Here is a 26,745-nt window from a genome sequence, read left to right as displayed (position 1 = left end):
CTTAGGGTTGTTTCAATTCCTTGCGGCGCAGCTTGCCGTTCGGGTTGCGCGGCAGTTCAGTCAAATGCACCCACAGACGGGGCTGCTTGTAACGGGCCAGATTGGCCTCGGCATAGGAGGCCAGCGCGGCCTCGTCGAGGTCGGCATCGGCGGTGTAAAACGCCGCAATCACACGCACGTCAGGCTTGATCTCGACATCGGTCACGGCGACCTCGTGGATGCCCTCGATATGAGAGAGCGTCGCCTCGACCTCGAGCGGAGAGACGCGGAAGCCGCCCGCGTTCATCAGGTCATCATCGCGCCCTTGATAGGTGATGAAGCCGTTTTCGTCCATGATCCCCTGATCGCCAGTCAGAAACCAATCGCCGCACCTCTTTTCCGCCGTGGCTTCTGGCGCGTCTAGATAGCCCAGCATGAGGCCCGGATCGCGGTGGTCAATGGCGATCGTCCCAGCGGTGCCGCGGGGCACGGGCTGGCCGGTTTCATCTACAATCGCCACCAGACGACCGTCCTGCGGCGCACCGAGGGTACCAGTGGCCGAGGGCCGCACTGGATTGCCGGAGATAAAGGTCGAAATCTCGGTCTGCCCGTAGGCCTCATAGAGGCCGGTGCCTGTGGCCTCGGCCCAAGCGGTGCGCAGGGCTTCGGGCAGTTTCTCACCTGCGCAGAGGCCGTGGCGCAGTTTGGGCAGGCTCAGGCTGGGGTGGTCTTTCAGGAATTTGCGATAAACGCCGGGGGCTGCGGCCAGCAGCGTGGCGTCGTGGCGTTTGAGCAGCAAGGGCAGGGCCTTGGGGTCCGTCCCATCCGCACGGATCAGCGCGGTCGCCCCGCAGGCCCAAGGGTCCATCATGCCCGTGCCCAACGTAAACGACCAGTTGAACGCGCCTGCATGCAGCAAACGATCCGTGGGCTGTAGGTCATACCATCCCGCCCACATCATACGCCGAGCCCAGACAACGCGGTGCGCGTGGCACACAGCACGGGGCGTCCCCGATGTACCAGAGGTGAAGATGATGTAGGCCATCCGGTCCGGATCACCCATCTCTGGCGTCACCGGCTCCAGATCGCGCATCACGCGCAGATCCGCTTGGGGGATCGAGCGCCAATCGCCCTCGGGCGCCGGAACGTCAGGGGATTGCAGGATCGCAGCGGGCTGGATGATCTGCGCGAGCTTGCCCGCCTCTGGCGCGGTCAGTTGGCTGCTGGTCGGCACGGGGATCAGGCCCGCCGCAATCGCGCCCAGGAAGGCCAGCGGAAAATCGACGGTATTTCCCAGCCGCAGCATCACGCGGTCGCCGGGTTTCAATCCAGCGTTCAACAGCCCCGTGCCCGTGCCCAAGGCAGCACTGCGCAGTTTGCCATAACTCCAGCGTTCCGCACCGGACAAGGCCAGCACTGCAAGGGCGATCTTGTCATCTGGGGCGCCGCTGCCGTTCAGGACGTAGGCGGCCATATTGAATGGGTCGGGGCAGGGCGCTTGGGGCGTCGGCGTCGTGAGTGATTGCATGGCTCTTGGCTAAGGCCGCGCAGGCCCAGTTGCAAGAGTTAGGGCACGCGATTACAGAACCTTCATGACAAACAAAGACCCCAGACAGCTGATCCGTGTTGCCCGCGACTCCGAAGAGGACGTGCACGCCGTGCCTTTGGACCTTGGGGCCCGTGTGCGCGAATTGCGCAAAGAGGGAAACTGGACGCTAGAGCAAGCCGCCCAGAAAGCCGGATTGGCCCGCTCGACCCTGTCCAAGATCGAGAATGGCCAGATGTCCCCGACCTACGAGGCGCTGAAAAAGCTGGCCGTGGGGTTGGGGATTAGCGTGCCGCAACTGTTCACGCCGCCGCACAAATCTCAGGTGAACGGGCGCATGACCTCTACCAAGTCGGGCGAGGGCGCGGCGATCACCACAGCGACCTACGAGCATGAACTCTTGGCCGAGAGCCTGACCAAGAAAACGATGCTGCCCTACCGCGCCCGCATCCGCGCGCGGTCTATGGACGAATTCGACGGCTGGGTGCGCCACGACGGCGAGGAATTCCTCTATGTCCTGACCGGCACCATCAAGCTGTTCACCGAATTCTACGAGCCCATCGAAATGAAGCGTGGTGATAGCGCCTATTACGATGGGACCATGGGGCATAACGTGGTCTCGACCAGCGCAGAGGACGCCACGATCCTGTGGGTCACATCGCTGGTCTGACAGTTACAGCTTTCCGATGCGCTTGAGGGCGGCGTTGGCCTCGCCCTCGTCCATGATCTCGAAGCTATGCTTGAGAAAGGCTTTGGCGCGACGCAGGAGGGTTTCGTAGACCTGATCCAGCGGGGCCTCTTCGGTCATCGGATCGGGGGTCAGCCAAACGCCGCGCGGGGTGCCCGCAGGCCATTTGGGCGCTTTGTACGCAGACAAATCACACAAGCTGATCACCAGATCCACGGGGACCGCATCCACACCCGTGAACGCGTCCCAACTCTTTGGCGCTAAATCAGCGGTGGCTTGGTCCTGCGCCTCCAGCAGGCTGAGAACAGCTCGCGGTACCGACTCAGCAGGGGCTGGTCCGGCGGAATAAGCTGTCATGCGTTGAGGAGATAGGTCGTTTAGGATCGATTCCAGTAGGATCGAGCGGGCATCGTTGCCCACACATAACACGAGAATATTCATTTGTTTCCCGAAGACAAAAACTGGCGGGACAGTACGCCTGTCCGCCAGTTCTGCCTAGAGGAATTATATCAGAACAAACCGCGCACGGCGCGGGCACTGTCTGCGATATCAAGGCCCACGCCTTCGACCGTGTTACAGGCGGTCAAACTGGCGAGCAGGGCCAACAGGACGATGGTCTTCATAGCGGATGTCCTTAGTCTTCTTCGTACCACCAGACGTCTGGCATGAAATCCAGCCAATCGCCATAGATCGGCAAAGTTTCTGGATATTTCAGGTGACGATCATGGGCGATCCAGCTGACATTCCAATTGTAGAAAGGAATGACATACCGCCCCGTGGTCAGGACACGGTCCAGCGCCTTGGTCGCGGCGACGAAATCCTCGGTGCTTTGGGCCGAGAGGATATCACCGATCAGACCGTCCACGGCGGCATTCTCAATCCCGATCATGTTGTAGCTGCCTTGGGTGCCCGCAGCGTCAGAGCCCCAATAGAGGTACTGTTCGTTGCCTGGGCTCAGGGACACACCGCGGCGGTAGTAGGTCATATGATAGTCAAAGGCATCGGTCCGCTCGCGGTACTGCGCGGCGTCCACCACATTGATGGTCGCAGTAATCCCAAGGCTTTCGAGATGTTTGACGAAGATATCGCTGATGCTTTGGACTTCGCTGCTGCCCTGACGGAGCAGGATTTCGAATTCAAAGGGCTGACCTTCGGCATCTTTGAGCACGCCATCGCTGTCCACAGTCCAGCCAGCCTCTTCGAGCAGGCCAACCGCAGTGCGCAGGTTGCGGCGGTTGCGCTCTGATCCATCTGAGACGGGCAGGTCGTAGCCTTCGATCGCGCCGGGCAGCAGGGCGTCCTGATACTGGTTCAGATACTCTAGAACGCGGCCTTCGGCGGGGCCGTGGTCCATCGACAGAAGCGAGTTCGAGAAGTACGAGGTGATGCGCTGCTGCTTGCCACCGTTCAGCGCCTGATTGATGAATTCGAAGTTAAACGCCTGCATCATCGCTTCGCGGACGCGCCAATCGTCAAACGGCGCTTCGCGGGTGTTCATAGCCAGACCAGTGATCCCGCTGGGGCGCTGGTGCGGGATTTCCGATTTCACCACGTCACCGCGTTGAACCGCTGGGAAGTCATAGACGGTGTCCCACTTCTGCCCGCTCGTTTCACGGAAGGCATTGAGTTCGCCCGCCTTGAACGCCTCGAACATGACCGAGCCATCGCCATAAAACTCCATACGAAATTCGTCGATGTTGTTGGTCCCGCGGCGGAAGGGCAGATCATTCCCCCAATAGTCCTCGTCGCGCTTGAGGCTGACATACCGGCCTGTCTCGTAGTCCTCGATCACGTAGGGCGCGGTGGTGATCGGCACCACGTTCACCCCCGCATCCTCAAAGCTGACCTCATCAAACTGCGCCTTCTTCAGAATGGGGCGCATCCCGATCAGCAGCGCCAATTCTGGGTTGTCATCGTTGAAGGTGAACTTGATCTTGCGCTCGCCGGTTTGCTCCATGCTTTCGACCTTGGACCAGACGCCAAGGTAGCGCGGGTGGCCCACAGTGCCGAGCGTCTCATAGGACCACATCACATCCTCAACGGTCAGGGGCGTCCCGTCGCTAAAGGTGACATTGTCGCGCAAAGTGAATTCGACCCAGCTGCGATCTTTTGCGGTTTCGATTGTTTCGGCGATCAGCCCATACAGACCGAAAGGTTCGGCCCAATTACGTCCCATCAAGCTTTCGTAGGCCACGAAACGTAACTGCCACGGCACGCTTCCTTTGGCTTGATGAGGGTTCAAACTGTCAAAGCTTCCGGTCTCGCCCATGACCACCCGGCCACCCTTCGGGGCCTCGGGGTTTACGTAAGGCAGAGATTCGAATCCCTCTGGCAGGGCAGGTGCGCCGTACATGGCAATCCCGTGCATCGGTTCGGCCCATGCCGTTTGCGCCAATAGGGCCAGTGCGCCCACCATGGTCGTGAATGCCGGTTTCTTCCTTAAAAACAATGCCACGTACGCCTCTCCTCGGGTGCTATGCGGATCAATCAGGTAAAATCCTAGACACCGTTCTGTGTCTTTTCAAACTTTTAGCTTGGACAGTGGCGCGCAATTGCTTATACAGAAGTCACTGCTCGATAGGTTTCTTGCCTGTATGAAACCTGCCTCAATACTTGCGCCGGCCTTGTGCCGGCGTTTTTTTTCGCTGTCACATCATTGACATAACGCGGTTTTTTGCCGCCGGACGCGAAGTATCTGTGGAACTGAAGCCGCCCCAATGAACTTAATGCAGTGATAGGAATCGATTCTGCGCCTGCACGGACAATGCGCACAATCGTCGTCATTTCATAAGGGGGAATTTATGACTTTGAAGGGCAAAACCGCTGTCGTGACCGGCTCGAACTCGGGGATTGGTTTGGGCGTGGCGCGCGAGCTGGCCAAAGCTGGCGCAGATGTCGTCCTGAATTCGTTCACCGACAACGAAGAAGACCACAAGCTGGCCTCTGATATGTCTGAGGAATTCGGCGTATCTGTAACTTACATTAAGGCCGACATGTCCAAGGCCGACGAATGCCGCGCCCTGATCGACAAGGCTGGCAAGTGCGATATCCTCGTGAACAACGCGGGCATCCAGTTCGTCAAAGGCATTGATGAGTTTCCCGTCGAGAAGTGGGACGCGATCATCGCGATCAACCTCAGCTCGGCGTTCCATACCACCGCTGCTGCGCTGCCAAAAATGCGCGAGGCTGGATGGGGCCGCATTGTGAACATCGCGTCGGCGCACGGCTTGACCGCGAGCCCCTATAAATCGGCCTATGTGGCCGCCAAGCACGGTGTTGTGGGTCTGACGAAAGTGACCGCGCTGGAGACGGCGCAAGAGCCCATCACCGCCAATGCGATCTGTCCGGGCTACGTGCTGACCCCGCTGGTCGAGGCACAAATCCCCGACACCATGGAAAAATACGACATGAGCCGCGAGGACGTGATCAAGAACGTCATGCTCGAGCGCCAGCCGTCTAAGGAATTTGCCACCGTCGAAGAGCTGGGAGGCACAGCCGTGTTCCTATGTTCGGACGCGGCCAAGCAGATCACCGGCACCACCATCAGCGTGGACGGCGGCTGGACGGCGCTTTGATCAAAGACCGGGCGCGCCATTCGAGCGCGCCCGTTGACGGCCTAGGGAGGGGACATATCCATTGCAGCGAAAGGCTGATTTTTTATGGCACCTAGATCCAAAAGCCCCAATATGAAACGCATTAACCTCGCGCTCCAAGGTGGGGGCGCACACGGCGCCTACACTTGGGGCGTGCTTGATAAAATCCTTGAACATGACGACATTGAAATCGCGTCCATGTCTGGCACCTCTGCCGGGGCAATGAATGCGGCGGCGGTCAAGGCAGGCCTGATCAAGAACGGGCGCCAAGGCGCGCGGGATATGCTGGCCTTTCTCTGGGGCCAGATTGCGGGGATCGAGGATTTCCGCCTCCCGAGTTGGATGACCGGTTACGTCTTGACGCCTGGCCAGCTGTCGAAAACCATTGAGATGAGCGCGCCGTATGTGTGGGCCGACCTCGTGTCACGGATGATGACGCCCTATGCGTGGGGGCCGTTCTACCAGAACCCGCTGCAAAAAATCGTCGAGTCCTTTGACTTCGACTGCGTCTGTGCCGATGCAGGGCCCGAGGTGTTTATCTGCGCCACCAACGTCCGCTCGGGCAAGGTAAAGGTCTTCAGCGGCGAAGAGCTGAGCAGCGACGTGATCCTAGCCTCGGCTTGCCTGCCCACACTGTTCCAAGCCGTCGAGATTGAGGACCCCGCCACAGGCGAGACGGAGGCTTATTGGGATGGCGGCTACACTGGCAACCCAGCGCTATTCCCGATGTTCGAACCTCATCTGCCGCAGGACATTGTGATCGTGAATATCAACCCGATCCACCGCGACGAAATCCCCAAGACGCCCCAAGAAATTCAGAACCGAATCAACGAGATAAGCTTCAACGCTTCACTCTTGCGCGAACTTAGGGCGATCTCATTTGTCCAAGAATTGATCGAAGATGGCGCCATCACGACCAACCAGATGAAGGACGTCTACGTGCACATGATTGCCGATGATCAGATGATGAACAATCTGTCAGTGGCGACTAAACTGGTGCCGACGCCATATGTCATTCAGGAGTTGCGCGATGCAGGCCGCGATGCTGCCGAGCAGTTCTTGGTCGAACACAAAGACAAGCTGAACATGAAGGGCAGCGTCGATCTGCCCTCAATGTTTGCCTAATTTACGGTGTGCCCGCGCTTCTTCGATGGGCGTGGGCACCGCTTTATCCTCTGGCGGATAAACCAGACCAGCTGAGATCACCAGTTTGGCCGCGTCCTCGATCGACATATCCAGTTCGATCACCTCGGATTCCGGAAAGAAAAGCAAGAATCCTGATGTCGGGTTCGGCGTCGTGGGCACGAACACGCTGATGAGTTTCTCCATCGTATCCGGGCGGCGCGAGATCTCGCCCTTTGCATCGGTCGAGATGAAGCCGACCGCCCAAATCCCGCGGCGCGGATACTCGATCAGGCAGGCCTTCTCAAAGCTACGCTCCGACTGGGCAAAGACGGTCTCGGCCAACTGCTTCAGGCCCGAGTAGATGGACCGCACCACTGGCATCCGGTCCACTTGGCGTTCGGACCAGCGGATAAACGACCGACCAATCAGACCCTTGGCGATCCAGCCGGTCAGAATGGTGAACAGAAGAAAGAAAATGACGCCGACACCGCGAATGTTGATCGAGGTGTCTTCGCCGAACCAATGCTGAAAGAATTCTTCGGGATGGTAAGCGCGCGGCACAAACGGCATGACAAAGCTGTCGACCCATCCGATCACAGTCCAAATCAGCCAAACGGTCAGACCAATCGGCGCGATCACGACGATCCCGGTGAAAAAGTTCGATCTGAGACGGGCAAACATGCCCGGCTTGCGATGCGTCGGGTGGTCTTCGTCGAAAGGCGTCGTCATGTCTTTGATGTTCCGTCGGCGTGTTACCGCGAACTTATGTATTGGTCCGCGGCTTCACAACGTCTGAATGAGCTTCGCGCTCAAAAAGCCGCATTAGGCTGTCAGAGAGCGGGCAATCGCGGCGGCCAAACGCGCATTGTTGAGCACAAGCGCGATGTTCGCCTCGAGAGAGCGGCCTTCGGTCAATTCAAAAATCCGCTGCAACAAAAAGGGCGTAACGGCTTTGCCGATGATACCTTCGTCCTCGGCTTCGGACAGAGCCGCGCTGATAATGGGAGCCAACTCCTCGGCTCCGATTTCGTCAGAGACGGGGATCGGGTTCGCGACCAGTTGCCCGCCTGGCAGACCCATGGCGATCCGCGTTTTCTGCGCGTTGGCAATGTCTTTGGCGGTGTCCATGCGCAAGGGCGCAGTCATGCCGCTGCTGCGCGACCAGAAGGCGGGAAAGTCGTCTTGGCCATATGCGATCACCGGCACACCGTTGGTTTCCAGCACCTCGAGCGTTTTGGGCAGATCGAGGATGGCTTTGGCGCCCGCCGCGACGACGGTTACGGGGGTGTGCGCCAGTTCATTCAGGTCTGCCGAGATGTCAAAGCTGGTTTCAGCGCCGCGGTGTACGCCGCCAATGCCGCCCGTCGCAAAGACACCGATCCCCGCAAGGTGCGCGCAAATCATGGTCGCAGCCACTGTGGTTGCGCCGGTTCCGCCTGTGGCGATACAGGCCGCGATGTCTGCGCGGGACAGCTTGGCGCAGTCTGTGGTCTGTCCCAGATCTTCGAGTTGCGCGTCCGTCAGACCCGCGTGGATGCGTCCGCCAATCACAGCGATGGTTGCAGGCACGGCACCGGCCTCGCGGATGGTTTCCTCGACCTTGCGCGCGGTTTCCACATTCTGAGGATAGGGCATCCCGTGGGTGATGATCGTGCTTTCCAGCGCGACGATGGGGCGGTTTTCCGCTTTGGCCGCAGCGACTTCGGGCGAAAAGGTGATGTCAATCATAGGGGGTCTCTCCGGAAACGTGCGCGGCGGCGGCGGCCTGAGCGGCCATAAGCGCCGCCTCTCGGTGCGCGCCCCGCGCTTCGGCCACGATGTGCGCAGCCATGAAACTGTCGCCCGCGCCGGTGACGCGTGTCACCAAGACTTCGGGCGGTTGACGGGTGATGATGCCCTCGGCACTGCCGTCTGCGGACGCGCGCCCGCCGTCTGTGACCAGCGCGCGTTTCGCGCCGCGTGTCACCATGCCATCTGCGGCGGATGCGGCATCAGGAAATTCGGTCTGGCACAGCAAACCGGCCTCTTCGAGGTTCACATACAGGGTTGCGTTGCCAGCCTCGACCAAGGGCAAAAGCCGTGTTGCCTTGCCCGGTGAGGCGGGCGCAACCCGCAGATCGGCCTGCTGAAAGACCGGATCGACCGCGATCTGAGCCAAAAGCGCCTCTGTCAGATTGCCATCAAGGGCGATGAACCCTTTATACGGCGCGCCAGCGCTGCCCAATGTGCCGTCCGTCAGGGCGCGCAGGATTTTATCACCAGCCTCTTCTAACGAATGGGCGTCCGCGATGGCGGCGATCAGGCCGTTTGCGCCTTCGACCGCCATATAAATATCTGTGGGCAGATCCTCGGACAGGTAGATGTGATCGGTAATCAGCCCGCGGCGGCGGCAATCGGCCAGCAGCTCTTGGCCCGCAGGGTCATTTCCGACAGCAGAGAGCAGGGCAGGGATCATGCCCTGACGGCGCAAAGTCATCGCGATATTCAGCGCCACGCCCCCCGGCACGCGGATGATACGGCCCGGCACATCGCTGCCCTGCCGCATGTGGCTAGAGGACCGGCCGATGATGTCCCACAGCACGGAGCCGATGCACAGGATCTCAGGTGTCGAAGTCATAACGGCCTCTTGCCGGTACACGCCGCGCGGCGCAAGGATTTTTTACCGAACGGTAAAGGTGAGTGCGGCCCAGAGGCTCTGCCAGACTATTCCGTCCGCTTCTGCAGTGGCGGCATCCGGTTCGCGCATCACGACGGCGTCGAACAGATAGGTATGCGCTGGTTTCACCGCGACCGCGCCAATGCCGTTTGCGTCCGTGCGTGTTGTCGTGATTGCGACGGTGCCGTCGGGCGCACGTTCAAACACTTCGATCTGGGCATCTGCGCGAGGCTCCCCTTGGTAGAGCAATTCCACATCCATCACGCCGTCGAAGTCTGGGACATAGGGGTTATCGAGCGCCACAAACTCGGTTTCCATGCCCAGATCGGTGTCAGATCCCGCGCCATCCCCGATCGCCACGAGCGCTTTGGCATAGCGCAGATAGCCCTCGCGAAATCCCGTTTCAGGCAGGCCGCGCGCCACGTGCTGTTCCAGAACTTCGGGAAAATCCTTGTGCGTACAAAAGGCCTCGAACTTCTCGGCATCGGTGTATGTCAGTCGGTTCTGGGTCGAGACATAGGCCAAAACTGCCAAGCCGTCGTCCTGCGCTGTCAAGGAAACTGCGGGGATATCCCCGAGCCGCCCGTCGACAGGCATAACGTCACCCTCCACAACCAAATCCAGCCGCTGTTGCTTGGCGGGCATATAGGCCAAACGAAATCCAGAAAAGTCCTCGCCGTTCCGGATATCTGCCTCTAGGGTCTGCCCAGAAGTGATTTGAAACTCACGAGGTTCGAGCCACGTCTCATGGGCAGTTGCAGCTTGAGACAGCAGGCAAAAACAGATTGAGGAGATGGGAATGAAGCGCATAATCGGGTCCAGTATGTTGGGCTATCTCAGGGTGTGGCTTACCGCGGCGGTGTCAAGTGTTGTCCTGTCGGCTGGCGCCCAAGCCCACGAGGTTACGCCCTCGATTGCGGACCTGGTTGTAATCGAAGGTCAGGCGACGTTGGACATTCGCGCCAATCTCGAAGCGTTCATCGCGGGCATCGACCTGACCTCGCTCGAAGACACGAATGACTCTTCTGAGGCTGGCGAGTATGATCGGCTGCGCGCCTTGCCGCCTGCAGAGTTGGTGGATCAGATGCGCCGCGTCTGGCCGAGCTTTGCCGAAGATCTGCGGATCATGACCGATCAGGGGCCCGCCAATAAAGAGCTGATAGATGTTACGGTAGAGGATACACCCGATCTGGACCTGCCACGCCCCAGCACTCTGCACATCACCGCCAACCTGCCTGCCAATGCCACCAACGTGCAAATCGACTGGCCAGCGACCTACGGCGCACTGGTCGTGAGGCAACAAGGGGTCGAGAACCCCTATACCGGCTATCTGACCGATGGCACGCCGAGCGAACCGATCGAGATCGCAGGCGGCCAAGCGCAAACCGGCCTGCAAGCGTTCCTGAGCTATATTCCGGTTGGCTTTGACCATATCCTGCCCAAAGGTCTCGACCATATTCTATTCGTCTTGGGGCTCTTCTTCTTGTCTACCCGCATAGGGCCGCTCCTTTGGCAAATCTCGGCCTTTACGCTGGCACACACGGTCACCTTGGCGCTTGGCGCGCTGGGGCTGGTGTCTGTCCCCGGTAGCATCGTAGAGCCGCTTATTGCCGCCTCCATCACCTTTGTCGCGGTCGAAAACATCTTGTCCAAGGGGTTCAGCCCGTGGCGTCCCGCGGTGGTGTTCGTTTTTGGCCTGCTGCACGGGCTTGGCTTTGCCTCGGTGCTTGGCGAGTTTGGCCTGCCACAGGATCAGTTCATTCCCGCGCTTATCGGCTTTAACGTCGGGGTCGAGGTCGGACAGCTGACCGTGATCGCCATTGCGTTCCTTGCTGTGGGGCTGTGGTTTGGATCCAAGCCGTGGTATCGGGCGTATATCGCGATCCCTGCGAGCGCCGTGATCGGCCTGATCGGGGCCTATTGGTTCCTTGAGCGGACTGTTTTGGCCTGATCTGAAGCGTTCAGCCAATTAAATCGGGCAGGGGGCTTGTCAATCAGGCCCTTTGCCTTTAAACGCACGCGCACTGAAATCCGCTGGCTGGGTTTTGGGCCTATGAGGGAGAAATCCTCATATGTCCGCCGGTTGGACCATATGGTCCCTCACCCCAGCCGAGGCATGAAACCGGAAAGGATATAGGACATGGCTCTTCCTGAGTTCTCCATGCGCCAACTGCTTGAAGCAGGCGTACACTTTGGCCACCAGACCCAGCGCTGGAACCCCCGTATGGGCGAGTTTATCTACGGTGCGCGTAACGGCATCCACATTCTCGACCTGACCCAGACTGTTCCCATGCTGGACCAGGCCCTGAAGGGCGTCCGTGATACCGTCGCCAAAGGCGGCCGCGTTCTGTTCGTTGGCACCAAGCGTCAGGCTGCTCAGCCCGTTGCAGACGCTGCAGAAAAGTGCGCACAGTACTACATGAACCACCGCTGGCTCGGCGGCACTCTGACCAACTGGAAAACTGTTTCGCAGTCGATCCAGCGTCTGAAGAACATCGACGAAGCCATGGAAGGCGGCGCCGAAGGTCTGACCAAGAAAGAGCGCCTGCAGATGGAACGCGAGCAGACCAAACTGCAAGCGTCGCTCGGTGGTATCCGCGAGATGGGCGGCGTTCCTGACCTGCTGTTCGTCATCGACGTGAAAAAAGAGCAGCTGGCCATCCAGGAAGCCAACAAGCTGGGTATCCCTGTTGTTGCTGTCGTCGACACCAACTGCAACCCTGCAGGCATCGACTACATCATCCCCGGCAACGACGACGCGGCCCGTGCAATCGCACTGTACACCGATCTGGTGTCGCGCGCTGCTCTGGACGGCATGACCGCTCAGCTGGGTGCTGCTGGCGTTGACCTCGGCGAGCTGGAAGCTGGCCTCGAGGAAGAGCTCGGCGAAAACGCATAAGCGTTTACAAAACTGACATCGGGCGCGGTTAAGTCCGCGCCCAAGCCCTTTATTCAGGGCGTTGACCCCGACATTGAGAGGAGCCTTATCATGGCGATCACTGCAGCACAGGTAAAAGAACTGCGCGAGATGACCGGCGCAGGCATGATGGATGCCAAAAAAGCGCTGACCGAAACCGACGGCGACATGGACGCCGCTGTTGACTGGTTGCGCACAAAAGGTCTGGCGAAAGCTGCCAAGAAATCGGGCCGTACCGCTGCGGAAGGTCTGGTCGCTGTGAAAGTCGAAGGCGGCAAAGGTGTGGCTGTTGAAGTCAACGCCGAGACTGACTTTGTTGCGAAAAACGCAGAATTCCAGGCAATGGTTACCGACATCGCGGGCGCCGCCATCAACGTTTCCGACGTTGACGCGCTGAAAGCAGCCGACGTCGATGGCAAAACCGTTGAAACCCTGATCACCGACAAGATCGCCAAAATCGGCGAGAACATGACCCTGCGCCGCATGGCGTCGGTCGAAGCAGAAAACGTCGTGTCCTACGTGCACAACGCAGCTGCAGACGGCATGGGCAAAATCGGTGTTCTGGTTGCCATGAACGGCGGCGACGAAGCATTCGGCCGTCAGGTTGCAATGCACATCGCAGCAGCGAACCCCGCAGCTCTGAACGAAGACGCGCTGGACGCAGCTTTCGTTGAAAAAGAGCGTCAGGTTCAGATCGACATCGCGCGCGAGTCGGGCAAGCCCGAGCAGGTCATCGAAAAGATGATCGAAGGCCGCATGAAGAAGTTCCTCGCGGAAAACACTCTGCTGGGTCAGGCGTTCGTTGTGAACCCCGATCTGACCGTCGAAGCAGCGGCCAAAGAAGCTGGCGCAACCATCGTCGCATACGTGCGCATGGAAGTTGGCGAAGGCATCGAGAAAGTCGAAGAAGACTACGCTGCCGAAGTTGCGAAGCTGGCCAACGGCTAAGCCGCGACACATCGCGAATTATGGGGCAGGGGGTGCATATGCGCCCCCTTTTCCTTTGCGTGAAACGTTGTTTGGCAGCTCTGCTGTCACACTTGATTTTGGGCAAAAAAAGAGGCACCGGAACAAGTCCGGTGCCCTAAGAAAAACGCCCCGAGGGATGGGGATGTACGAGGCGTAGAAGCCGGCGAAAAAGTAGAAAATTCCTCTTTCACCGACAGGTCTAAACGACCACCCAAGTAGGCTGGCTAGCAATCTCTAGCATCTCTACCCAGTGTTCCCTGGCCAAAGCCACCACTCACGGAACATACTTTTGATGCCAGATTTCCCTTGCGTCAGGTAAGTCAGGTATTCCGTACCTAGCGGCCAAAATTCGCGTTTAAGGTAGCGAATTCATGACCTTACCTCTTATTACTGCTCTACGATAAACATTTGGTTCTGAAAGGCTGCTTTGAGTACAGCCTGTGCAGTTGTTTCCACATTGAGAGATTCTCGAGCAAGTCTGAGATGCTTTTCCACCGTCGCGGGTGTCAGCCCCATCAAGATGGCAATATCCTGAGTCGTCTTGCCATCGCCGACCCACTGAAGCGCCTCGCGTTGGCGTTTGGTCAGGCTGCGCGTGGGCGGCGTGTAGGGCAGGCTAGAGATCTTGAGGTGCGCAACGTTGTTGGCCAGAACGATATCGCGGCCGTGCTCCTCCCAGATCGCATCGACGTCGTCTTGGCTCAGTCCTTCGCGCGCCGTCAACGCTGCCGCGCCCTTGGACCGTTGGGACACAGACTTAAAGGAAATCGTATAGCCCGCTGTAACGCCCATACGCCGATTGAAATCCACAACTTTCATCTCGGCATTCGTCATCGTACCACTTTCGACCATCTCGGCCATCATACGCCAGCTGCAAGCGCCTTCGTGCTCCAGCGCCCATTTCACCATCGGCGCATGAAAATAGAAGCCGTCGTTGATAAAGGGCTCGATATACTCGGGTTTGTGCGTGGTGAGGATCAGGAAATCGTTCGGGTCTCCCAAGGAGTAGCCGCTGCGGTAGTGCGTCAGGCCGTAAATCAGACGGTCAAAGCCATAGGCTTGCATTCGTTCCGCGTGCCGCTTCCACAGTTCCTCGAGCGTAGGAGCGTCTGTAATCGCCTCGAGGTGGGATGAGATGGACATCATCATCTTGTCGACCTTACCTTAACTACAATACGGGCCGTTCCTGTGCACAATGCAAACCATTCGCCGTAAATAATGCAAACGGTGATCGCCTCCGGTCCAGCCGTGAATTCTAAGTTCTCGATTAAGGCCAGCATCGTGTTGAGATCTGACTAACAACAGACGTAACCCCAGATTATATCTCGTGAAAATCCATAAACGCGCGACGTAAAAATCAAAAAGCGACTGTTCGCAGATGCTCGCGGGACACAATCCCACGCATCTTGTACCGACGTCAAAACCCCGAGATCAAGGCTGTTAGCGGAAATGGTGCGCGCGAAAGCGACGTTTCGAGCGTTTATTTTAAGGCTGTGTGATGTTTGTACGACTTTAGTGCTAAGTCGGCATTCTCTATATTAACATAATCCTGATTATAAGAAATACCGCACACGGTGGGGCACATTCTAGAATGGGTTGCGACAAACTCTCTATCTTGCTGAAAAGCAAGGAGACCGGACATGGCCCACACAGAACTGGATTTACACGAAAGACGCGCGATCGAAGATATGCTGAATGCGAAGATGCCGATAAGCAGGATCGCAGCGGAAATCGGCAGGCATCGCGCGACCATTTACCGCGAGATCAAACGGAATTCTTTCGCCGACGCAGAACTGCCGTATCTGAACGGTTACTACGGCATGACTGCACAGCGCGAGGCATCAAAGCGCCGCGTGCGGCGGCGTAAATTGATCCGCCTTGAAGCATTGCGCGCCCATGTCGTCGCTCGACTGAAGGTCGGCTGGACGCCGGAGCAAATCGCAGGCCGGCTCGGTTTCGATGGGCAGCCCCTGCGCGTCAGCCACGAGACGATTTATGCCTATATCTATAGCCCCGAAGGCCAATCAGAAGAGCTCGCCCGACACCTTCCCGGCCGGCACAAGAAACGCAGGCCGCGCTATGCAAGGCGGCCCAGAGGCCAGATATTTCCACCGGATCGGTCCATTCACCAACGTCCGGAATATGTGAAAACCCGAGAGACCTTCGGCGAATGGGAGGGCGATCTGATGATCTTCGAGAGGTCTCATGGCAAGATGAACGTCGCCTCCCTGGTTGAGCGGAAAACCCGCTTTGCCGTGCTATTCCGCAACAATGACCGCAGCTCCACGCACCTGATGAACAAGCTGATGAATGTGATGGAACCCCTGCCCCAGCCAGCCCGGAGATCGATCACTTTTGACCGCGGCTTCGAGTTCCGAGAATGGCGCAAACTGATGTCAGGGATTGGCACAGAGAGCTGGTTCTGCGATCCGCAGGCACCGTGGCAGAAAGGCTCTGTCGAAAACATGAACAAGCGTGCGCGTCGGTATCTCCCCCGCGACACTGAACTTGCTGCGCTCTCCAGTCGCCAAATGAAGGCGATTGCCGACCGCTTGAACGGAACCCCCAGGAAGTGTCTAGGCTGGCGCACGCCCACCGAAGCCTTCAGAGAAGAAATGATGAAGCTAAGATAGGAGAAGTTGTCGCAACGACCCTTGAGCCAACAGTGCTGATACAGCCCTACAGTGTATACGAACGTACATTGTGGCCGATCACTAGGAGTCTCTCTGATTGGAAAAGACTAAGAAACAAACCAGGCGACCAATGGCCGCCTGCTGTTACGCGTTAAAGTAATTTTTTCAGCCCAAGGCGTAGCCCGCGCCGCGCACCGTCCGCACCGGATCTTCGCCGCCGTGCTGACACAGCGCCTTGCGCAGTCGCCCGATGTGCACGTCGACTGTCCGCGTGTCCACGTAGATGTCGCGCCCCCAGACACGGTCCAAGAGCTGCTCGCGGCTCCAGACACGTCCTGGCTTTTCCATAAACGTGGTTAGCAGTCGGAACTCGGTTGGCCCCAACTTCAGGGATTTCTCGTTGCGAAAGACTTTGTGCGTTTCGGCGTCCAGAACGATGTCTTCATACTCCAGCTTCACGCCGACGGTCGCGGGACGCGTCCGGCGCAGCTGAGTGCGCACACGGGCCATCAACTCGACCACAGAGTACGGCTTGATCACGTAGTCATCGGCGCCAGTCTCTAGTCCGCGGACACGGTCCACTTCTTCGGAACGTGCGGACAGCATGATCACCGGAATGCTACGCGTGTCTCCGCGGGATTTCAGGCGGCGGCACACCTCGATGCCAGAAACGTTTGGCATCATCCAATCCAAGACGATCAGGTCCGGACGATCCTCGTCCACCATTATCAAGCCTTCTTCGCCGTTTTCGGCTCGGATCACGCGAAAGCCTTCGGCCTCCAGATTATAGGTCAGGACTTCGCGCTGTGCCGGTTCGTCTTCAACGACCAGCACAGTGGGTTGTTCAGCACTCATTTCTCTGACCCTCAGTCGTTGTTCGCCATAGGATCACCGTGCACTTCGTATGGCGTGCTATCGGCTTTGGGACGGTCTTCTTCGGGGTATTTGCCGGTGCTCACGTAGATCACCTGTTCCGCCAATGCGGTCACGTGGTCGCCCATGCGCTCGATGTTCTTGGCGATGAAATGCAGGTGCATGCAGGCCGTGATGTTACGCGGGTCTTCCATCATAAAGGTCAGGAATTCGCGGAACAGTGCGTTGTACATCTGGTCGACTTCTTTGTCGCGATTGATGACGACCTGAGCAAGTTCTGGGTCACGCTGGATATAGGAATCCAGAGCATCCTTGAGCATCAATTCGACCTCACGTGCCATGCGGCGGACCGCGCCGGACGAGCCCTCAATCGGGGTCATCTGAAGCAAGACCCCTGCCCGCTTGGCGATGTTTTTTGCATAATCGCCAATACGTTCGAGGTTGTTGCTCATCTTCATAACGGACAGAACAACGCGCAGATCGCTGGCTGCAGGCGCGCGACGCGCGATCACAAAAGCGGTCTCTTCATTGATCTGCTCCATCATGGCGTCGATGGCTTTGTCGCCCTTGCGGACCTTGTCTGCGAGTTCTTCGTCGCGCATCTCGAGCGCTTTGGCGCAATCAAGGATCGCCGTTTCAACAAGGCCGCCCATCTTGATGATCAGGGCCTGAACGCCTTCGAGGTCTCGGTCGTAGGACGAGACAATGTGTTGTGAATCATTCATGTTTTCAGACCCTTATCCGATACGGCCGGTGATGTAGGACTCGGTGCGGCTGTCCTGCGGGTTGGTAAAGATTTGGCCGGTGTCGCCAAACTCGACCAGGTTCCCAAGGTGGAAGAACGCGGTCTTCTGGCTGACACGCGCCGCCTGTTGCATCGAGTGCGTGACGATCACGACCGAGTACTGGTCGCGCAGCTCGTCAATCAGCTCTTCGACTTGGCTGGTCGCAATGGGGTCCAGCGCCGAGCACGGCTCGTCCATCAGCAGCACTTCAGGTTCAGTCGCAACGGCGCGCGCGATGCACAGACGCTGCTGCTGACCACCCGACAGACCGGTGCCTGGTGCGTGCAGACGATCCTTGACCTCGTTCCAGATGGCGCCACGGCGCAACGCCTTTTCTACGATCTCGTCCAGATCGGCCTTGTTCTTGGCCAGACCGTGGATACGGGGACCATAGGCGATATTGTCGTAGATCGATTTGGGGAACGGGTTCGGCTTTTGGAACACCATGCCGACCTTGGCGCGCAGCTGCACGGGATCGACACGCTTGTCGTAGATGTTTTCACCGTCCAGATTGATGTCACCTTCGACGCGACAAATATCGATCGTGTCATTCATGCGGTTCAAGCAGCGCAAAAATGTTGACTTACCGCAGCCTGACGGGCCGATGAATGCGGTGACCGTGCGCGCCGGAATTTCGATGTTCACGTCCTTGATGGCGTGGGTGTCGCCGTAAAAGACTTGGACGTTGCGGGCCGAAATTTTGGTGTCTTGCTGAGCCACATTACGCTCCAGATTCGGGTTGTCGTACATAATCGTATCCTATCTTTACCAGCGGCGCTCGAAACGTCGGCGAAGAATGATGGCAATGATGTTCATCGTGATCAGGAACACCAGCAGAATGATAATGCCGCCCCAAGCACGTTCGTAATATGCGGGGTCAGCACGCTTGGCCCATTCATAAATCTGTGCGGGCATGGCCGAGTTCGGGTCCATGAAGCCAGCGATCGGCCCCGTGGGATAGTTTGAGGCGATGTAGCCCACCATACCGATAAGCAGCAGCGGTGCGGTTTCACCAAGGGCCTGCGCCAGACCGATGATGGTGCCAGTCAGAATACCGGGCATTGCCAGAGGCAGCACGTGGTGGAACACCGACTGCATCTTCGACGCGCCAAGACCAAGCGCCGCATCACGGATCGACGGCGGCACCGACTTCAGCGAGGCGCGGGTCGAGATGATGATCGTCGGCAGAGTCATCAGCGTTAGAACCAGACCACCCACCAAGGGCGCGGACTGCGGCAGACCTGCGAACTGGATGAACACAGCCAGACCCAGAATACCGAACACGATCGACGGGACAGCTGCGAGGTTCGAGATATTCACCTCAATCAGGTCGGTCCATTTGTTCTGGGGAGCGAACTCTTCGAGGTAGATTGAAGCCGCAACACCGATGGGCAGCGACAGAACCAGAACCACCAGCATCATGAACAGAGAGCCCAGCATCGACACCCCCATGCCTGCCTGCTCGGGGCGGCTTTCGGAGGCATCTGCACCGGTGATGAAGGACCAGTTAAACTCGCGCTTTACGATCCCCTTGGCGCGCAGTTCGTCGACGATATCAAGGTGAACAGCGTCGATATTCTTGTCGCGTGCGATACTCTCGCGGGTCACGCGGTCTTTTAGGTAACCGTCCACGCGGCTCGCTGCCAGAATGCGGAAGGTCACGGTCTGGCCGATCAAGTCGGGGTCAGCAATGACCACATCACGGATCTGTGCGGCGGCGCTGGCCGAGATCAGCGCTTTGGTCGCGCTCGCCTTGGGTAGCGGGTTTTCCCCCATCTCAGCAGAGATACTGTCGTAGATGGCCTGCTGGATCAGAGGGTTGTAGCCAAAGGTCGAGACTTTCTTGATCTCTTCAGGGTCGCGGTTGCCGTTTTTGTCCAGCTTGGCTTCGTCCAGATAGACGGGCACTTGGATAAAGGTCTGCTGGAACGCGCCGACACCATTAAACAGGATGGTCGACAGCAGGATGATCAGGAACACCAGACCGGTCAGGACGGCGGCAATGCCGTACATCTTGAAGCGGGCTTCGGCCGCGTTGCGCTGCTTGACGCGCGGACTGACGGTCAGAAGCGAAGATTTCGGCGTGTTGTTGGTCGCGTCGGTCATTACTCGTACTGCTCCCGATATTTGCGCACGATATACAGCGCGAGGACATTGAGGCCGAGCGTCATGACAAACAGGGTCATGCCGAGGGCAAAGGCAACAAGCGCTTCGGGGCTTGCAAAGTCCGCGTCGCCGGTCAGCTGGCTGACGATCTTGGCGGTGACGGTGGTCATCGCCTCGAGCGGGTTCACGGACAGGCGGGCCGCGGCCCCTGCCCCCAGAACCACGATCATGGTCTCACCAATTGCGCGGCTGGCAGCCAGCAGGATCGCACCCACGATGCCGGGCAGCGCAGCGGGCAGAACCACTTGTTTGACGGTTTCGGATTTGGTTGCGCCGAGGCCCAGAGACCCGTCGCGCATGGATTGGGGCACCGCGTTGATGATGTCGTCAGACAACGAGCTGACAAAGGGGATCAGCATGATGCCCATGACCAGACCCGCAGTCGTCACCGAGGACGCACCGGACATCCAGTCGACCCCCAGCGCGCCGCCCTGCCCGAAGGTATTCACGAGCAGCGGACCAACGGTCAGCAGCGCAAACAGACCGTAAACGATGGTAGGGATACCGGCCAGAACCTCGATCAGGGGCTTGGCGATGCCGCGTGCCTTGGGGCCTGCGTATTCCGACAGATAGATCGCAGCAAAGAGCCCGATCGGAACAGCAACCGCCAGCGCGATGATCGAGATGTAGAGCGTACCCCATAGCAGCGGTAGGACACCTAGTTCAGAGCCACCACCAAAGCTGGGGCTCCATGTGGTGCCAAAGAAAAAGTCCATCGCGGGGTAGAGTTTGAAGAACTCGATGGTGTTGAACACCAGCGACAGCACGATGCCCACAGTGGTCAGGATCGCAATCGACGCCGCCAGAATGAGGATACCGCGGATCACCTTTTCGACGACGTTGCGCGCGCGGAAGTCCTTGTTCGTGCGGCCGTAGGAATAGACAAAGCCCGCAATCGCGAGCGCCAGAACCACAACGGTCATGGCCAGATTGCCGGTCGCCGCCTTAGCGCGGAAGGATTGCGCCGCATTCAGAGTGGTCTCGGTCACATCAGAGCCCAGAGCCACGCCCACATCTGCCAGCAATTCGCGAACATCAGAAGCGCCTGCCTGCAGGGCCCCTGCCTCGGCGCTGGTCATCACGCCTTGGGACACGGCCAGATCCAGACCGTCCGCCACGCGGCGCACGTCGCTCATGACCAGACCAAGGGTACCGGAGTCGGGGATCGCGCTTGCCGGGATTTGGCCTGCGACCGAGTTGTTGATCAAAATAGGTTGGACGATCAGCCAGCAGACCATCACCAGCAGCGCCGGAAGAACCACAAACAGGCTAACGTTCGTTCCATAATAGACAGGGAGGGAATGCAGATGACGGGAGTCACCATCAGCACTCGTCATGGCCTTTTGTCGGCCAAGAACGTAGCCGACGACACCAAGCGCCAGTACGAACATCACTAACCAAAGAGGGGGCATATCGGCTCCGTGCGGTCCAAAAATCGGAAAGGAGCGCCGACCCGTCGGCGGCGCTCCCTGTTCGTATCAGACGTCCCGTTGGGCGTCTTTCACCAATTACATGGTTTCTTCGTTCGCAACAGCTTCCTGAGTTGCGGTCAGCTCGGGATCCGAGACCAGACCGTACTCGGACAGCGGGCCATCGGGGCCTGCGATTTCGTCAGCGACGAAGAACTCTGCGTATTCTTTCAGACCGGGGATGACGCCGATGTGCGCCTTCTTCACGTAGAAGTACAGCGGACGCGACACAGGGTATTCGCCAGTTGCGATCGAGTCAGTCGAGGGAACGACGCCCGACATGGTCGCCACTTTCAGCTTGTCGGTGTTGTTCTCGTAGAAGGCCAGACCAAAGACGCCAACACCGTTGGTGTTGCTGTCGATGCGGGCCAGAGTCTCGGTGTAGTCGCCGTCGATGTCGACCGATGCGCCATCGGTGCGGACAGCCATACACGCGGCTTCAACTGCGTCTTCGTCCATGCCCATTTCGGTCATAGCCGCTGCGGCGCCGGTGTCTTCACAGCCCTGCAGCAGTACTTTCTCTTCGAAGACTTCGCGGGTGCCGTGCTTGGTGCCGGGGATGAAGGCAGCGATTTGTACTGCGGGCAGGTCAGCGTTTGCGTCGGCCCAAGTTGCCGCGGTGTTGGCAACCATTGCGCCGTCAACGGGCTTCTCAGCGGCCAGCGCGTTGTACCAGTCTGCGGGCTCGAACGCGGTGAACGCGGGGCCGTCGATCTGCGAAGCGAACACGATGCCATCATAACCGATGCGGACTTCGATGATGTCGGTCACGCCAGCGTCTGCGCAGGCTGCGATCTCTTTGTCTTTGATTTTGCGCGATGCGTTTGCAACGTCGATGGTGTTCTCGCCAACGCCTTCACAGAAGCGCTTTAGGCCTGCCGACGAACCGCCCGATTCAACAACGGGGGTCGGGAAGTCGAAGTTTTCGCCAAAGGCTTCGGCAACAATCGAAGCATAGGGCAGAACGGTCGACGAACCAGCAACCTGCACGTTGTCACGTGCAGCAGCGGCGGTGGCGGAAACAGCGGCGATCGCCAGAGTCGAGGCGGTCAGTTTCACGAAGGACATAGGGTAGCTCCTGTTAAACTCAAACGGTCCCAGTCGTTGTGGACCTTGGGGCGGGTGCTAAACGTTGCTGACAACGCTTTTGCGACAGTTATGTAACAGGTTTATGACACATAGAGATTTCGTGCGTTTTTTAGGCGATCACACAGTTAGAGCATTGTTTTAATGGTATATTTTAATTCGTTCTGCAAACGAATTTTTTCAGGGTCGTACAGTGCGCCGACCCTACGAAATCGTCAAAGTCGCGGTAATGTAACAGTAAATGTGGAGCCTTGCCCCAGCGCGCTGGCGATCTGCATCCGGCCGCGATGGCGATTGATAATGTGTTTTACAATCGCAAGGCCCAATCCAGTCCCACCCATTTCCCGCGAACGGTGTGAATCGACGCGGTAGAACCGTTCGGTCAGGCGCGGGATGTGAATCGGATCGATCCCCTGCCCTTGATCCGTGACCTCGACCCGCACAGCCGGGCCACGGACCGTAGGATCGCGGTCCAAGACCGTGACGGTGACGCTCACATCACCGCCGTTGCCCCCATACTTGATCGCGTTCTCGATGAGGTTGGTAAAGACCTGGTTCAACTGGTCGCTATCACCGTTCACCATCACCTCGGCGTTCGGCGCGGTCAGGTTTACCCTGATCCCCTTGTCCTCGGCAATGGGCTCCAATGCCTTCACCGTACTCTGGACCGTCCCAAGCAGATCAAGCTGCTGGCCTGGTCGAATGCGCTCTTCGCTCTCGACGCGGCTTAGGGACAGCAGATCGCGGACCAAGCGGTTCATCCGGCTGGCCTCCGTCTCCATGATGCCAAGGAAGCGATCCCGTGCACGTGCGTCATCTTTGGCAGGGCCGCGCAATGTCTCGATGAAGCCAAGCAGCGCAGTCAACGGTGTGCGCAGTTCATGGCTCACGTTTGCCACGAAATCGCGGCGCATCTGACCGACATCTTCCAGCGGGCTCACATCTTCGAAGGTGGCAAGGACCCCTTGGAAGGCCTCGCCCTCAATCGCTGCTACCTTCAACGAGAACGTGCTCTCTCGGCTGCCAATGATCGTGCTGATCCGCGTCTGAAAGGTTTTGCGATCGCGAAAGCACTCGGCGATCGCACCGGTCAAGACCGGATTGCGCAGAGCCACTTCGTAATGGCGGTTGGCAAGTCCGGTGCCCCAAATCTCTTCGGCCAGAGTGTTCAAACAGACCAGTCGGCGACTCTGGTCAACCACCATTGCAGCCAGAGGCAGACCATCGACAATGGTCTTGATGGGCATAAGGTCCATGCGAACGCTCCTCATTTTCCGAAAATAATCGCCGCTGCTTGTCACGAGAATGTAACAGTTTTGCTACACTGCGGCCTCGGACAGCGGCGCTGGTGTGTACGGTCGTAGCCGCACACCCCGTCCAGATCAGTCGATCTTGGTCAGTCCAGCACGGAACCGGCGCATGTTTTCTTGGTAGCCGATGGCAGATTTGCGCAGACCTTCGATGGCCTCCTCGCTCAGTTCGCGCACGACTTTCCCCGGCGCGCCCATCACAAGCGACCCATCGGGGATCTCTTTGCCCTCGGTGACCAAAGCCCCTGCCCCGATCAGGCAGTTATTCCCGATCTTGGCGCCGTTCAGAATGGTCGCGCCCATGCCAATCAGGGTGTTGTCCCCAATGGTGCAGCCGTGCAGCATCGCCTTGTGGCCAATGGTGCATCCTTTCCCAATCATTAGTGGGTACCCCATGTCGGTGTGCAGCACGCAGTTTTCCTGCACGTTGCTGCCTGCGCCCACGCGGATTTCCTCGTTATCGCCGCGCAAGGTGCAACCGAACCAAACCGACCCACCCGGTTCAACCACGATCTTGCCAATCAGGTTGGCGTCGGGGGCGATCCACGTGTCTTCGGCAATCTCGGGTGAAATTCCGTCCAGTGCGTATAGTGTCAAATGTCGAGCTCCTCGAATTGGTCCTGAAGGGCGCGGACGTGCTTGACCAGACCGGGCTGTTGCAAGCGGCGCAGGCGGGTGGCGGTCAGGATCGACTTCAGCATTTCTTCGGTCTTATCCAGATCGTCGTTCACCAGCACATAATCATAGCTGCCCCAGTGGCTGATCTCGTCCCAGCTTTTCTTCATGCGCTTGGTAATAGTGTCTTCGTCATCCTGATTGCGGCTGATCAGGCGGCGGTGCAATTCGGGGATCGACGGCGGCAGGATAAAGATCGACAGCGTGTGCTGCCCGAGCGCCGAATTTCGAATTTGCTGCGCGCCCTGCCAATCGATGTCGAACAGCACATCATTGCCATCGTCGATCGCAGCCTGCACCGGCCCCTTGGGCGAGCCGTAGAAATTCCCAAAGACGTGGGCGTGCTCCAGCATCTCGTCATCGCTGACCATGTGTTTGAAGTCGGATTCGCTGACGAACTGGTAGTCCTTGCCGTCCACTTCACCGGGACGGGGTTTGCGCGTGGTCGCAGAGACCGAAAAGGACAGCGTCGGATCCCACGCCATCAGGCGCTTGGCCAAGGTCGATTTGCCCGCTCCCGAAGGCGAGGACAGGATAACAAGAAGGCCGCGGCGGGTATCGTGGGGCATTATTCTACGTTCTGAATTTGTTCGCGCATCTGGTCGATGGTGACTTTCATCTCAAGCCCCAGTTCGGTCAGACCGCTGTGTTGCGATTTCGAGCAAAGCGTGTTGGCTTCGCGGTTGAACTCCTGACAAAGGAAGTCGAACTTCCGGCCAATCGGTACATCACTGGCAACCAACTGGCGCGCGGCGGCGACGTGCGCATCCAGACGGTCCAGTTCCTCGGTCACATCGGATTTGACGGCCAGCACGGCGGCCTCTTGGTGCAAGCGGCCTGCATCCAGTTGCTCTGTCTCCAGCAGACGCGCCATCCCTGCGCGCAAGACTTCGGCCTGCGCTTCTGCGCGCGCCGGCAGAATGGCACGGATTGAGGTCAGCTGCTCTGCAACGGCATCGAGATGGCGGGTAATCACCGCAGACAGAGCGGCCCCTTCGGCGGCACGGCTGTCGACAAACGCCTTGAGCGCAAAGTCAAAATCACTGAGCAAGAGCGCACCCAAGGCATCTGTCATCCCGTCATTGCGTGCGTCTTCGGACAGGACACCACGCATCCCAAGCACATCCGCAGCCGAGGTTGCCCCAAAGGCCAAACCACGGTGCGCAGCACGCTCTTGGACCAGCGCCAACAGATCAAGCGTACGGTCCAGATGCTCTGTATCAATTGACGTAACTGCTGCGCTGCCATCTGCATAAATGCGCAGGCCGATGGTGACATTGCCCCGCGCGATGGCCGCGCCTACGCGTTTGCGCATCTCAGCTTCTAGTGCGGAACACCAGTCAGGCATCCGGATGCGTAGGTCCAGACCCTTGCCATTGACGCTGCGCAACTCCCATTGCCAGCGCAGCCCTTCGCCTTGGTTTTCGAGGCTGGCATATCCGGTAAGTGATTTCATGCTCGTTCCTTTATTCTGGCGCCCACTATGCCTGCCACGGCCCCGCGTGCAAGAGGCAGCCCCGCCCGCGCGTTAACCGGTTCTTCAGGTTTGGCGGGATTTTAAAGAGAAACTCTGTCAAATTCCCCTCGTAAGCGATGGAAATCCCCCGAAACTTCCAAACGAGTTTTCGGCTCCTTTGCATCAAACGAATTGAAAAACAGGAGGCTGCACTATGGGAGTGGTGCTGAGCTTGGCCGATTTCATCAAAGGGGCCCCACCGAGCGCCCTGCAGGACGTCGGCGCATACTGGCAAAGTTTGCGCGTGGACGGCGCTCTGCCGAAACGTAGTGATCTGCGACCCAAGGATATGGCTGACCATCTGGACAAGGTCTTCTTGCTAGAGCGGATCGGTACGGGCCACGTCCGATTTCGGTTGTGTGGCAGTGTCTTGTGCGACGTTCTTGGCATGGACCTGCGGGGAATGCCCCTGTCTGCCCTGTTCGAGATGCCCTATCGTAACCAGCTGAGCGGATTGATTGAAGAATGTTTTCAGCGCCCTGCGATCCTGCAGATGCGGCTGTCTGCCGGATGGTCCGCCACGGGTAACTACCGCATGAACCTATGGCCGATGCTGTCGGATTTGGGCGATGCGAGCCGTATCTTAGGCTGTCTTGTCGCCGATGATGGCAGCGGCCCAACCAAACGGTTCCGGCTGGATCATGCCTCGACCGATGCGTTGTGCGGCGCGGTGCACCCCCCAAAAATAGAAAAACCGGCCCCGCTCGGGACCGGCTTCGAATTGATCGACGGTGGGGCGGACTAACCGCCCCATGGCCT

General features: G+C 58.5%; 27 protein-coding genes. 8 read left to right on the top strand and 19 right to left on the bottom strand.

Annotated elements, in window-relative coordinates:
* Position 1: 1 nt before the first annotated feature.
* Positions 2-1,507, bottom strand: a complete 1,506-nt coding sequence (locus N4A58_RS03450; RefSeq protein WP_293707856.1) for a class I adenylate-forming enzyme family protein — start codon at positions 1,505-1,507, stop codon at positions 2-4.
* A 64-nt stretch (positions 1,508-1,571) separates the two neighbouring features.
* Between N4A58_RS03450 and N4A58_RS03445 the strand changes: the two genes are divergently transcribed.
* A complete protein-coding gene (locus N4A58_RS03445; protein WP_293707854.1) occupies positions 1,572-2,195 on the top strand; it encodes an XRE family transcriptional regulator in 624 nt (207 codons plus the stop codon).
* A gap of 3 nt (positions 2,196-2,198) precedes the next feature.
* Here N4A58_RS03445 and N4A58_RS03440 read toward each other — a convergent pair whose 3' ends face one another.
* The 3 genes from N4A58_RS03440 to N4A58_RS03430 form a co-directional block, all read right to left on the bottom strand.
* On the bottom strand, positions 2,199-2,654 hold the full coding sequence (locus N4A58_RS03440; RefSeq protein ID WP_293707852.1) for an arsenate reductase ArsC: 456 nt from the start codon (positions 2,652-2,654) through the stop codon (positions 2,199-2,201).
* 68 nt (positions 2,655-2,722) lie between these two features.
* Positions 2,723-2,836 (bottom strand): entericidin, EcnA/B family, encoded by a 114-nt coding sequence (locus N4A58_RS03435; RefSeq protein WP_072706448.1) that lies wholly within the window; start codon positions 2,834-2,836, stop codon positions 2,723-2,725.
* An 11-nt stretch (positions 2,837-2,847) separates the two neighbouring features.
* Complete coding sequence (locus N4A58_RS03430) at positions 2,848-4,629, bottom strand: extracellular solute-binding protein (RefSeq protein WP_293707921.1); 1,782 nt, start codon at positions 4,627-4,629, stop codon at positions 2,848-2,850.
* 385 nt (positions 4,630-5,014) lie between these two features.
* Here N4A58_RS03430 and N4A58_RS03425 point away from each other — a divergent pair, with 385 nt between their 5' ends.
* The gene (locus tag N4A58_RS03425; RefSeq protein ID WP_072706450.1) at positions 5,015-5,788 is read left to right on the top strand and encodes a 3-hydroxybutyrate dehydrogenase; all 774 of its coding nucleotides are present in this window, start codon (positions 5,015-5,017) and stop codon (positions 5,786-5,788) included.
* A 111-nt stretch (positions 5,789-5,899) separates the two neighbouring features.
* On the top strand, positions 5,900-6,931 hold the full coding sequence (locus tag N4A58_RS03420) for a patatin-like phospholipase family protein (RefSeq protein WP_245780556.1): 1,032 nt from the start codon (positions 5,900-5,902) through the stop codon (positions 6,929-6,931).
* Here the strand turns inward: N4A58_RS03420 and N4A58_RS03415 are convergent.
* The 4 genes from N4A58_RS03415 to N4A58_RS03400 form a co-directional block, all read right to left on the bottom strand.
* Positions 6,917-7,660 (bottom strand): DUF502 domain-containing protein, encoded by a 744-nt coding sequence (locus N4A58_RS03415; protein WP_072706452.1) that lies wholly within the window; start codon positions 7,658-7,660, stop codon positions 6,917-6,919. The genes N4A58_RS03420 and N4A58_RS03415 overlap by 15 nt on opposite strands.
* 93 nt (positions 7,661-7,753) lie before the next feature.
* Positions 7,754-8,659 carry a pseudouridine-5'-phosphate glycosidase gene (locus N4A58_RS03410; RefSeq protein WP_293707847.1) on the bottom strand — a complete coding sequence of 302 codons (906 nt, stop codon included), beginning with the start codon at positions 8,657-8,659 and terminating at the stop codon, positions 7,754-7,756.
* Complete coding sequence (locus N4A58_RS03405; protein ID WP_293707845.1) at positions 8,652-9,548, bottom strand: PfkB family carbohydrate kinase; 897 nt, start codon at positions 9,546-9,548, stop codon at positions 8,652-8,654. Before N4A58_RS03405 ends, N4A58_RS03410 begins: the two co-directional genes overlap by 8 nt.
* 42 nt (positions 9,549-9,590) lie before the next feature.
* The gene (locus N4A58_RS03400; RefSeq protein ID WP_293707843.1) at positions 9,591-10,397 is read right to left on the bottom strand and encodes a DUF4198 domain-containing protein; all 807 of its coding nucleotides are present in this window, start codon (positions 10,395-10,397) and stop codon (positions 9,591-9,593) included.
* On the opposite strand from N4A58_RS03400, the gene N4A58_RS03395 reads away from it, so the two are divergent.
* From N4A58_RS03395 to tsf, 3 genes are all read left to right on the top strand, one after another.
* Positions 10,387-11,538, top strand: a complete 1,152-nt coding sequence (locus tag N4A58_RS03395; protein WP_293707841.1) for a HupE/UreJ family protein — start codon at positions 10,387-10,389, stop codon at positions 11,536-11,538. The two genes, N4A58_RS03400 and N4A58_RS03395, sit on opposite strands and share 11 nt — an antisense overlap.
* Positions 11,539-11,727: 189 nt before the next feature.
* Complete coding sequence (gene rpsB, locus N4A58_RS03390) at positions 11,728-12,486, top strand: 30S ribosomal protein S2 (RefSeq protein WP_293707839.1); 759 nt, start codon at positions 11,728-11,730, stop codon at positions 12,484-12,486.
* Between the two features lie 90 nt (positions 12,487-12,576).
* The gene (gene tsf, locus N4A58_RS03385) at positions 12,577-13,452 is read left to right on the top strand and encodes a translation elongation factor Ts (protein WP_293707837.1); all 876 of its coding nucleotides are present in this window, start codon (positions 12,577-12,579) and stop codon (positions 13,450-13,452) included.
* Between the two features lie 408 nt (positions 13,453-13,860).
* Here tsf and N4A58_RS03380 read toward each other — a convergent pair whose 3' ends face one another.
* Positions 13,861-14,616, bottom strand: coding sequence for a LuxR family transcriptional regulator (locus N4A58_RS03380; protein ID WP_293707835.1), 756 nt, complete (start codon positions 14,614-14,616; stop codon positions 13,861-13,863).
* A gap of 497 nt (positions 14,617-15,113) precedes the next feature.
* Here N4A58_RS03380 and N4A58_RS03375 point away from each other — a divergent pair, with 497 nt between their 5' ends.
* Positions 15,114-16,106 (top strand): IS30 family transposase, encoded by a 993-nt coding sequence (locus N4A58_RS03375; RefSeq protein ID WP_092465548.1) that lies wholly within the window; start codon positions 15,114-15,116, stop codon positions 16,104-16,106.
* A 165-nt stretch (positions 16,107-16,271) separates the two neighbouring features.
* On the opposite strand, the gene phoB is transcribed toward N4A58_RS03375, so the two are convergent.
* The 10 genes from phoB to N4A58_RS03325 form a co-directional block, all read right to left on the bottom strand.
* Entirely contained in the window at positions 16,272-16,961 is a 690-nt protein-coding gene (phoB, locus tag N4A58_RS03370) for a phosphate regulon transcriptional regulator PhoB (RefSeq protein ID WP_293707830.1), read from the bottom strand.
* 11 nt (positions 16,962-16,972) lie between these two features.
* Entirely contained in the window at positions 16,973-17,704 is a 732-nt protein-coding gene (gene phoU, locus N4A58_RS03365) for a phosphate signaling complex protein PhoU (protein ID WP_293707829.1), read from the bottom strand.
* A gap of 12 nt (positions 17,705-17,716) precedes the next feature.
* Entirely contained in the window at positions 17,717-18,514 is a 798-nt protein-coding gene (gene pstB / locus N4A58_RS03360) for a phosphate ABC transporter ATP-binding protein PstB (RefSeq protein WP_072706463.1), read from the bottom strand.
* A 15-nt stretch (positions 18,515-18,529) separates the two neighbouring features.
* Positions 18,530-19,870, bottom strand: a complete 1,341-nt coding sequence (pstA, locus tag N4A58_RS03355) for a phosphate ABC transporter permease PstA (RefSeq protein WP_293707825.1) — start codon at positions 19,868-19,870, stop codon at positions 18,530-18,532.
* The gene (gene pstC / locus N4A58_RS03350; protein ID WP_293707823.1) at positions 19,870-21,342 is read right to left on the bottom strand and encodes a phosphate ABC transporter permease subunit PstC; all 1,473 of its coding nucleotides are present in this window, start codon (positions 21,340-21,342) and stop codon (positions 19,870-19,872) included. Before pstC ends, pstA begins: the two co-directional genes overlap by 1 nt.
* 96 nt (positions 21,343-21,438) lie before the next feature.
* Positions 21,439-22,467 (bottom strand): substrate-binding domain-containing protein, encoded by a 1,029-nt coding sequence (locus N4A58_RS03345; RefSeq protein WP_293707821.1) that lies wholly within the window; start codon positions 22,465-22,467, stop codon positions 21,439-21,441.
* A gap of 233 nt (positions 22,468-22,700) precedes the next feature.
* On the bottom strand, positions 22,701-23,741 hold the full coding sequence (locus N4A58_RS03340) for an ATP-binding protein (RefSeq protein WP_293707819.1): 1,041 nt from the start codon (positions 23,739-23,741) through the stop codon (positions 22,701-22,703).
* A 126-nt stretch (positions 23,742-23,867) separates the two neighbouring features.
* A complete protein-coding gene (locus tag N4A58_RS03335; protein ID WP_293707817.1) occupies positions 23,868-24,392 on the bottom strand; it encodes a gamma carbonic anhydrase family protein in 525 nt (174 codons plus the stop codon).
* Complete coding sequence (gene gmk, locus N4A58_RS03330) at positions 24,389-25,039, bottom strand: guanylate kinase (protein ID WP_072706469.1); 651 nt, start codon at positions 25,037-25,039, stop codon at positions 24,389-24,391. Before gmk ends, N4A58_RS03335 begins: the two co-directional genes overlap by 4 nt.
* Complete coding sequence (locus N4A58_RS03325) at positions 25,039-25,926, bottom strand: YicC/YloC family endoribonuclease (RefSeq protein WP_293707814.1); 888 nt, start codon at positions 25,924-25,926, stop codon at positions 25,039-25,041. Before N4A58_RS03325 ends, gmk begins: the two co-directional genes overlap by 1 nt.
* 214 nt (positions 25,927-26,140) lie before the next feature.
* Here N4A58_RS03325 and N4A58_RS03320 point away from each other — a divergent pair, with 214 nt between their 5' ends.
* Positions 26,141-26,731, top strand: coding sequence for a PAS domain-containing protein (locus tag N4A58_RS03320; RefSeq protein WP_293707812.1), 591 nt, complete (start codon positions 26,141-26,143; stop codon positions 26,729-26,731).
* Positions 26,732-26,745: the final 14 nt, after the last annotated feature.

The organism is Donghicola sp., from assembly GCF_025210255.1.
In the GTDB taxonomy this organism is placed as follows: domain Bacteria; phylum Pseudomonadota; class Alphaproteobacteria; order Rhodobacterales; family Rhodobacteraceae; genus Donghicola; species Donghicola eburneus.
Note: the sequence above shows the minus strand (reverse complement) of the source record. Positions and strands in the feature narration are given on the sequence as shown.

Bases quoted from the DNA above. Each gene is read 5' to 3' on its own strand.
- N4A58_RS03450 (WP_293707856.1), bottom strand. From the start codon at position 1,507: ATGCAATCACTCACGACGCCGACGCCCCAAGCGCCCTGCCCCGACCCA.
- N4A58_RS03445 (WP_293707854.1), top strand. From the start codon at position 1,572: ATGACAAACAAAGACCCCAGACAGCTGATCCGTGTTGCCCGCGACTCC.
- N4A58_RS03440 (WP_293707852.1), bottom strand. From the start codon at position 2,654: ATGAATATTCTCGTGTTATGTGTGGGCAACGATGCCCGCTCGATCCTA.
- N4A58_RS03435 (WP_072706448.1), bottom strand. From the start codon at position 2,836: ATGAAGACCATCGTCCTGTTGGCCCTGCTCGCCAGTTTGACCGCCTGT.
- N4A58_RS03430 (WP_293707921.1), bottom strand. From the start codon at position 4,629: ATGGTGGGCGCACTGGCCCTATTGGCGCAAACGGCATGGGCCGAACCG.
- N4A58_RS03425 (WP_072706450.1), top strand. From the start codon at position 5,015: ATGACTTTGAAGGGCAAAACCGCTGTCGTGACCGGCTCGAACTCGGGG.
- N4A58_RS03420 (WP_245780556.1), top strand. From the start codon at position 5,900: ATGAAACGCATTAACCTCGCGCTCCAAGGTGGGGGCGCACACGGCGCC.
- N4A58_RS03415 (WP_072706452.1), bottom strand. From the start codon at position 7,660: ATGACGACGCCTTTCGACGAAGACCACCCGACGCATCGCAAGCCGGGC.
- N4A58_RS03410 (WP_293707847.1), bottom strand. From the start codon at position 8,659: ATGATTGACATCACCTTTTCGCCCGAAGTCGCTGCGGCCAAAGCGGAA.
- N4A58_RS03405 (WP_293707845.1), bottom strand. From the start codon at position 9,548: ATGACTTCGACACCTGAGATCCTGTGCATCGGCTCCGTGCTGTGGGAC.
- N4A58_RS03395 (WP_293707841.1), top strand. From the start codon at position 10,387: ATGAAGCGCATAATCGGGTCCAGTATGTTGGGCTATCTCAGGGTGTGG.
- N4A58_RS03400 (WP_293707843.1), bottom strand. From the start codon at position 10,397: ATGCGCTTCATTCCCATCTCCTCAATCTGTTTTTGCCTGCTGTCTCAA.
- rpsB (WP_293707839.1), top strand. From the start codon at position 11,728: ATGGCTCTTCCTGAGTTCTCCATGCGCCAACTGCTTGAAGCAGGCGTA.
- tsf (WP_293707837.1), top strand. From the start codon at position 12,577: ATGGCGATCACTGCAGCACAGGTAAAAGAACTGCGCGAGATGACCGGC.
- N4A58_RS03380 (WP_293707835.1), bottom strand. From the start codon at position 14,616: ATGTCCATCTCATCCCACCTCGAGGCGATTACAGACGCTCCTACGCTC.
- N4A58_RS03375 (WP_092465548.1), top strand. From the start codon at position 15,114: ATGGCCCACACAGAACTGGATTTACACGAAAGACGCGCGATCGAAGAT.
- phoB (WP_293707830.1), bottom strand. From the start codon at position 16,961: ATGAGTGCTGAACAACCCACTGTGCTGGTCGTTGAAGACGAACCGGCA.
- phoU (WP_293707829.1), bottom strand. From the start codon at position 17,704: ATGAATGATTCACAACACATTGTCTCGTCCTACGACCGAGACCTCGAA.
- pstB (WP_072706463.1), bottom strand. From the start codon at position 18,514: ATGTACGACAACCCGAATCTGGAGCGTAATGTGGCTCAGCAAGACACC.
- pstA (WP_293707825.1), bottom strand. From the start codon at position 19,870: ATGACCGACGCGACCAACAACACGCCGAAATCTTCGCTTCTGACCGTC.
- pstC (WP_293707823.1), bottom strand. From the start codon at position 21,342: ATGCCCCCTCTTTGGTTAGTGATGTTCGTACTGGCGCTTGGTGTCGTC.
- N4A58_RS03345 (WP_293707821.1), bottom strand. From the start codon at position 22,467: ATGTCCTTCGTGAAACTGACCGCCTCGACTCTGGCGATCGCCGCTGTT.
- N4A58_RS03340 (WP_293707819.1), bottom strand. From the start codon at position 23,741: ATGGACCTTATGCCCATCAAGACCATTGTCGATGGTCTGCCTCTGGCT.
- gmk (WP_072706469.1), bottom strand. From the start codon at position 25,039: ATGCCCCACGATACCCGCCGCGGCCTTCTTGTTATCCTGTCCTCGCCT.
- N4A58_RS03325 (WP_293707814.1), bottom strand. From the start codon at position 25,926: ATGAAATCACTTACCGGATATGCCAGCCTCGAAAACCAAGGCGAAGGG.
- N4A58_RS03320 (WP_293707812.1), top strand. From the start codon at position 26,141: ATGGGAGTGGTGCTGAGCTTGGCCGATTTCATCAAAGGGGCCCCACCG.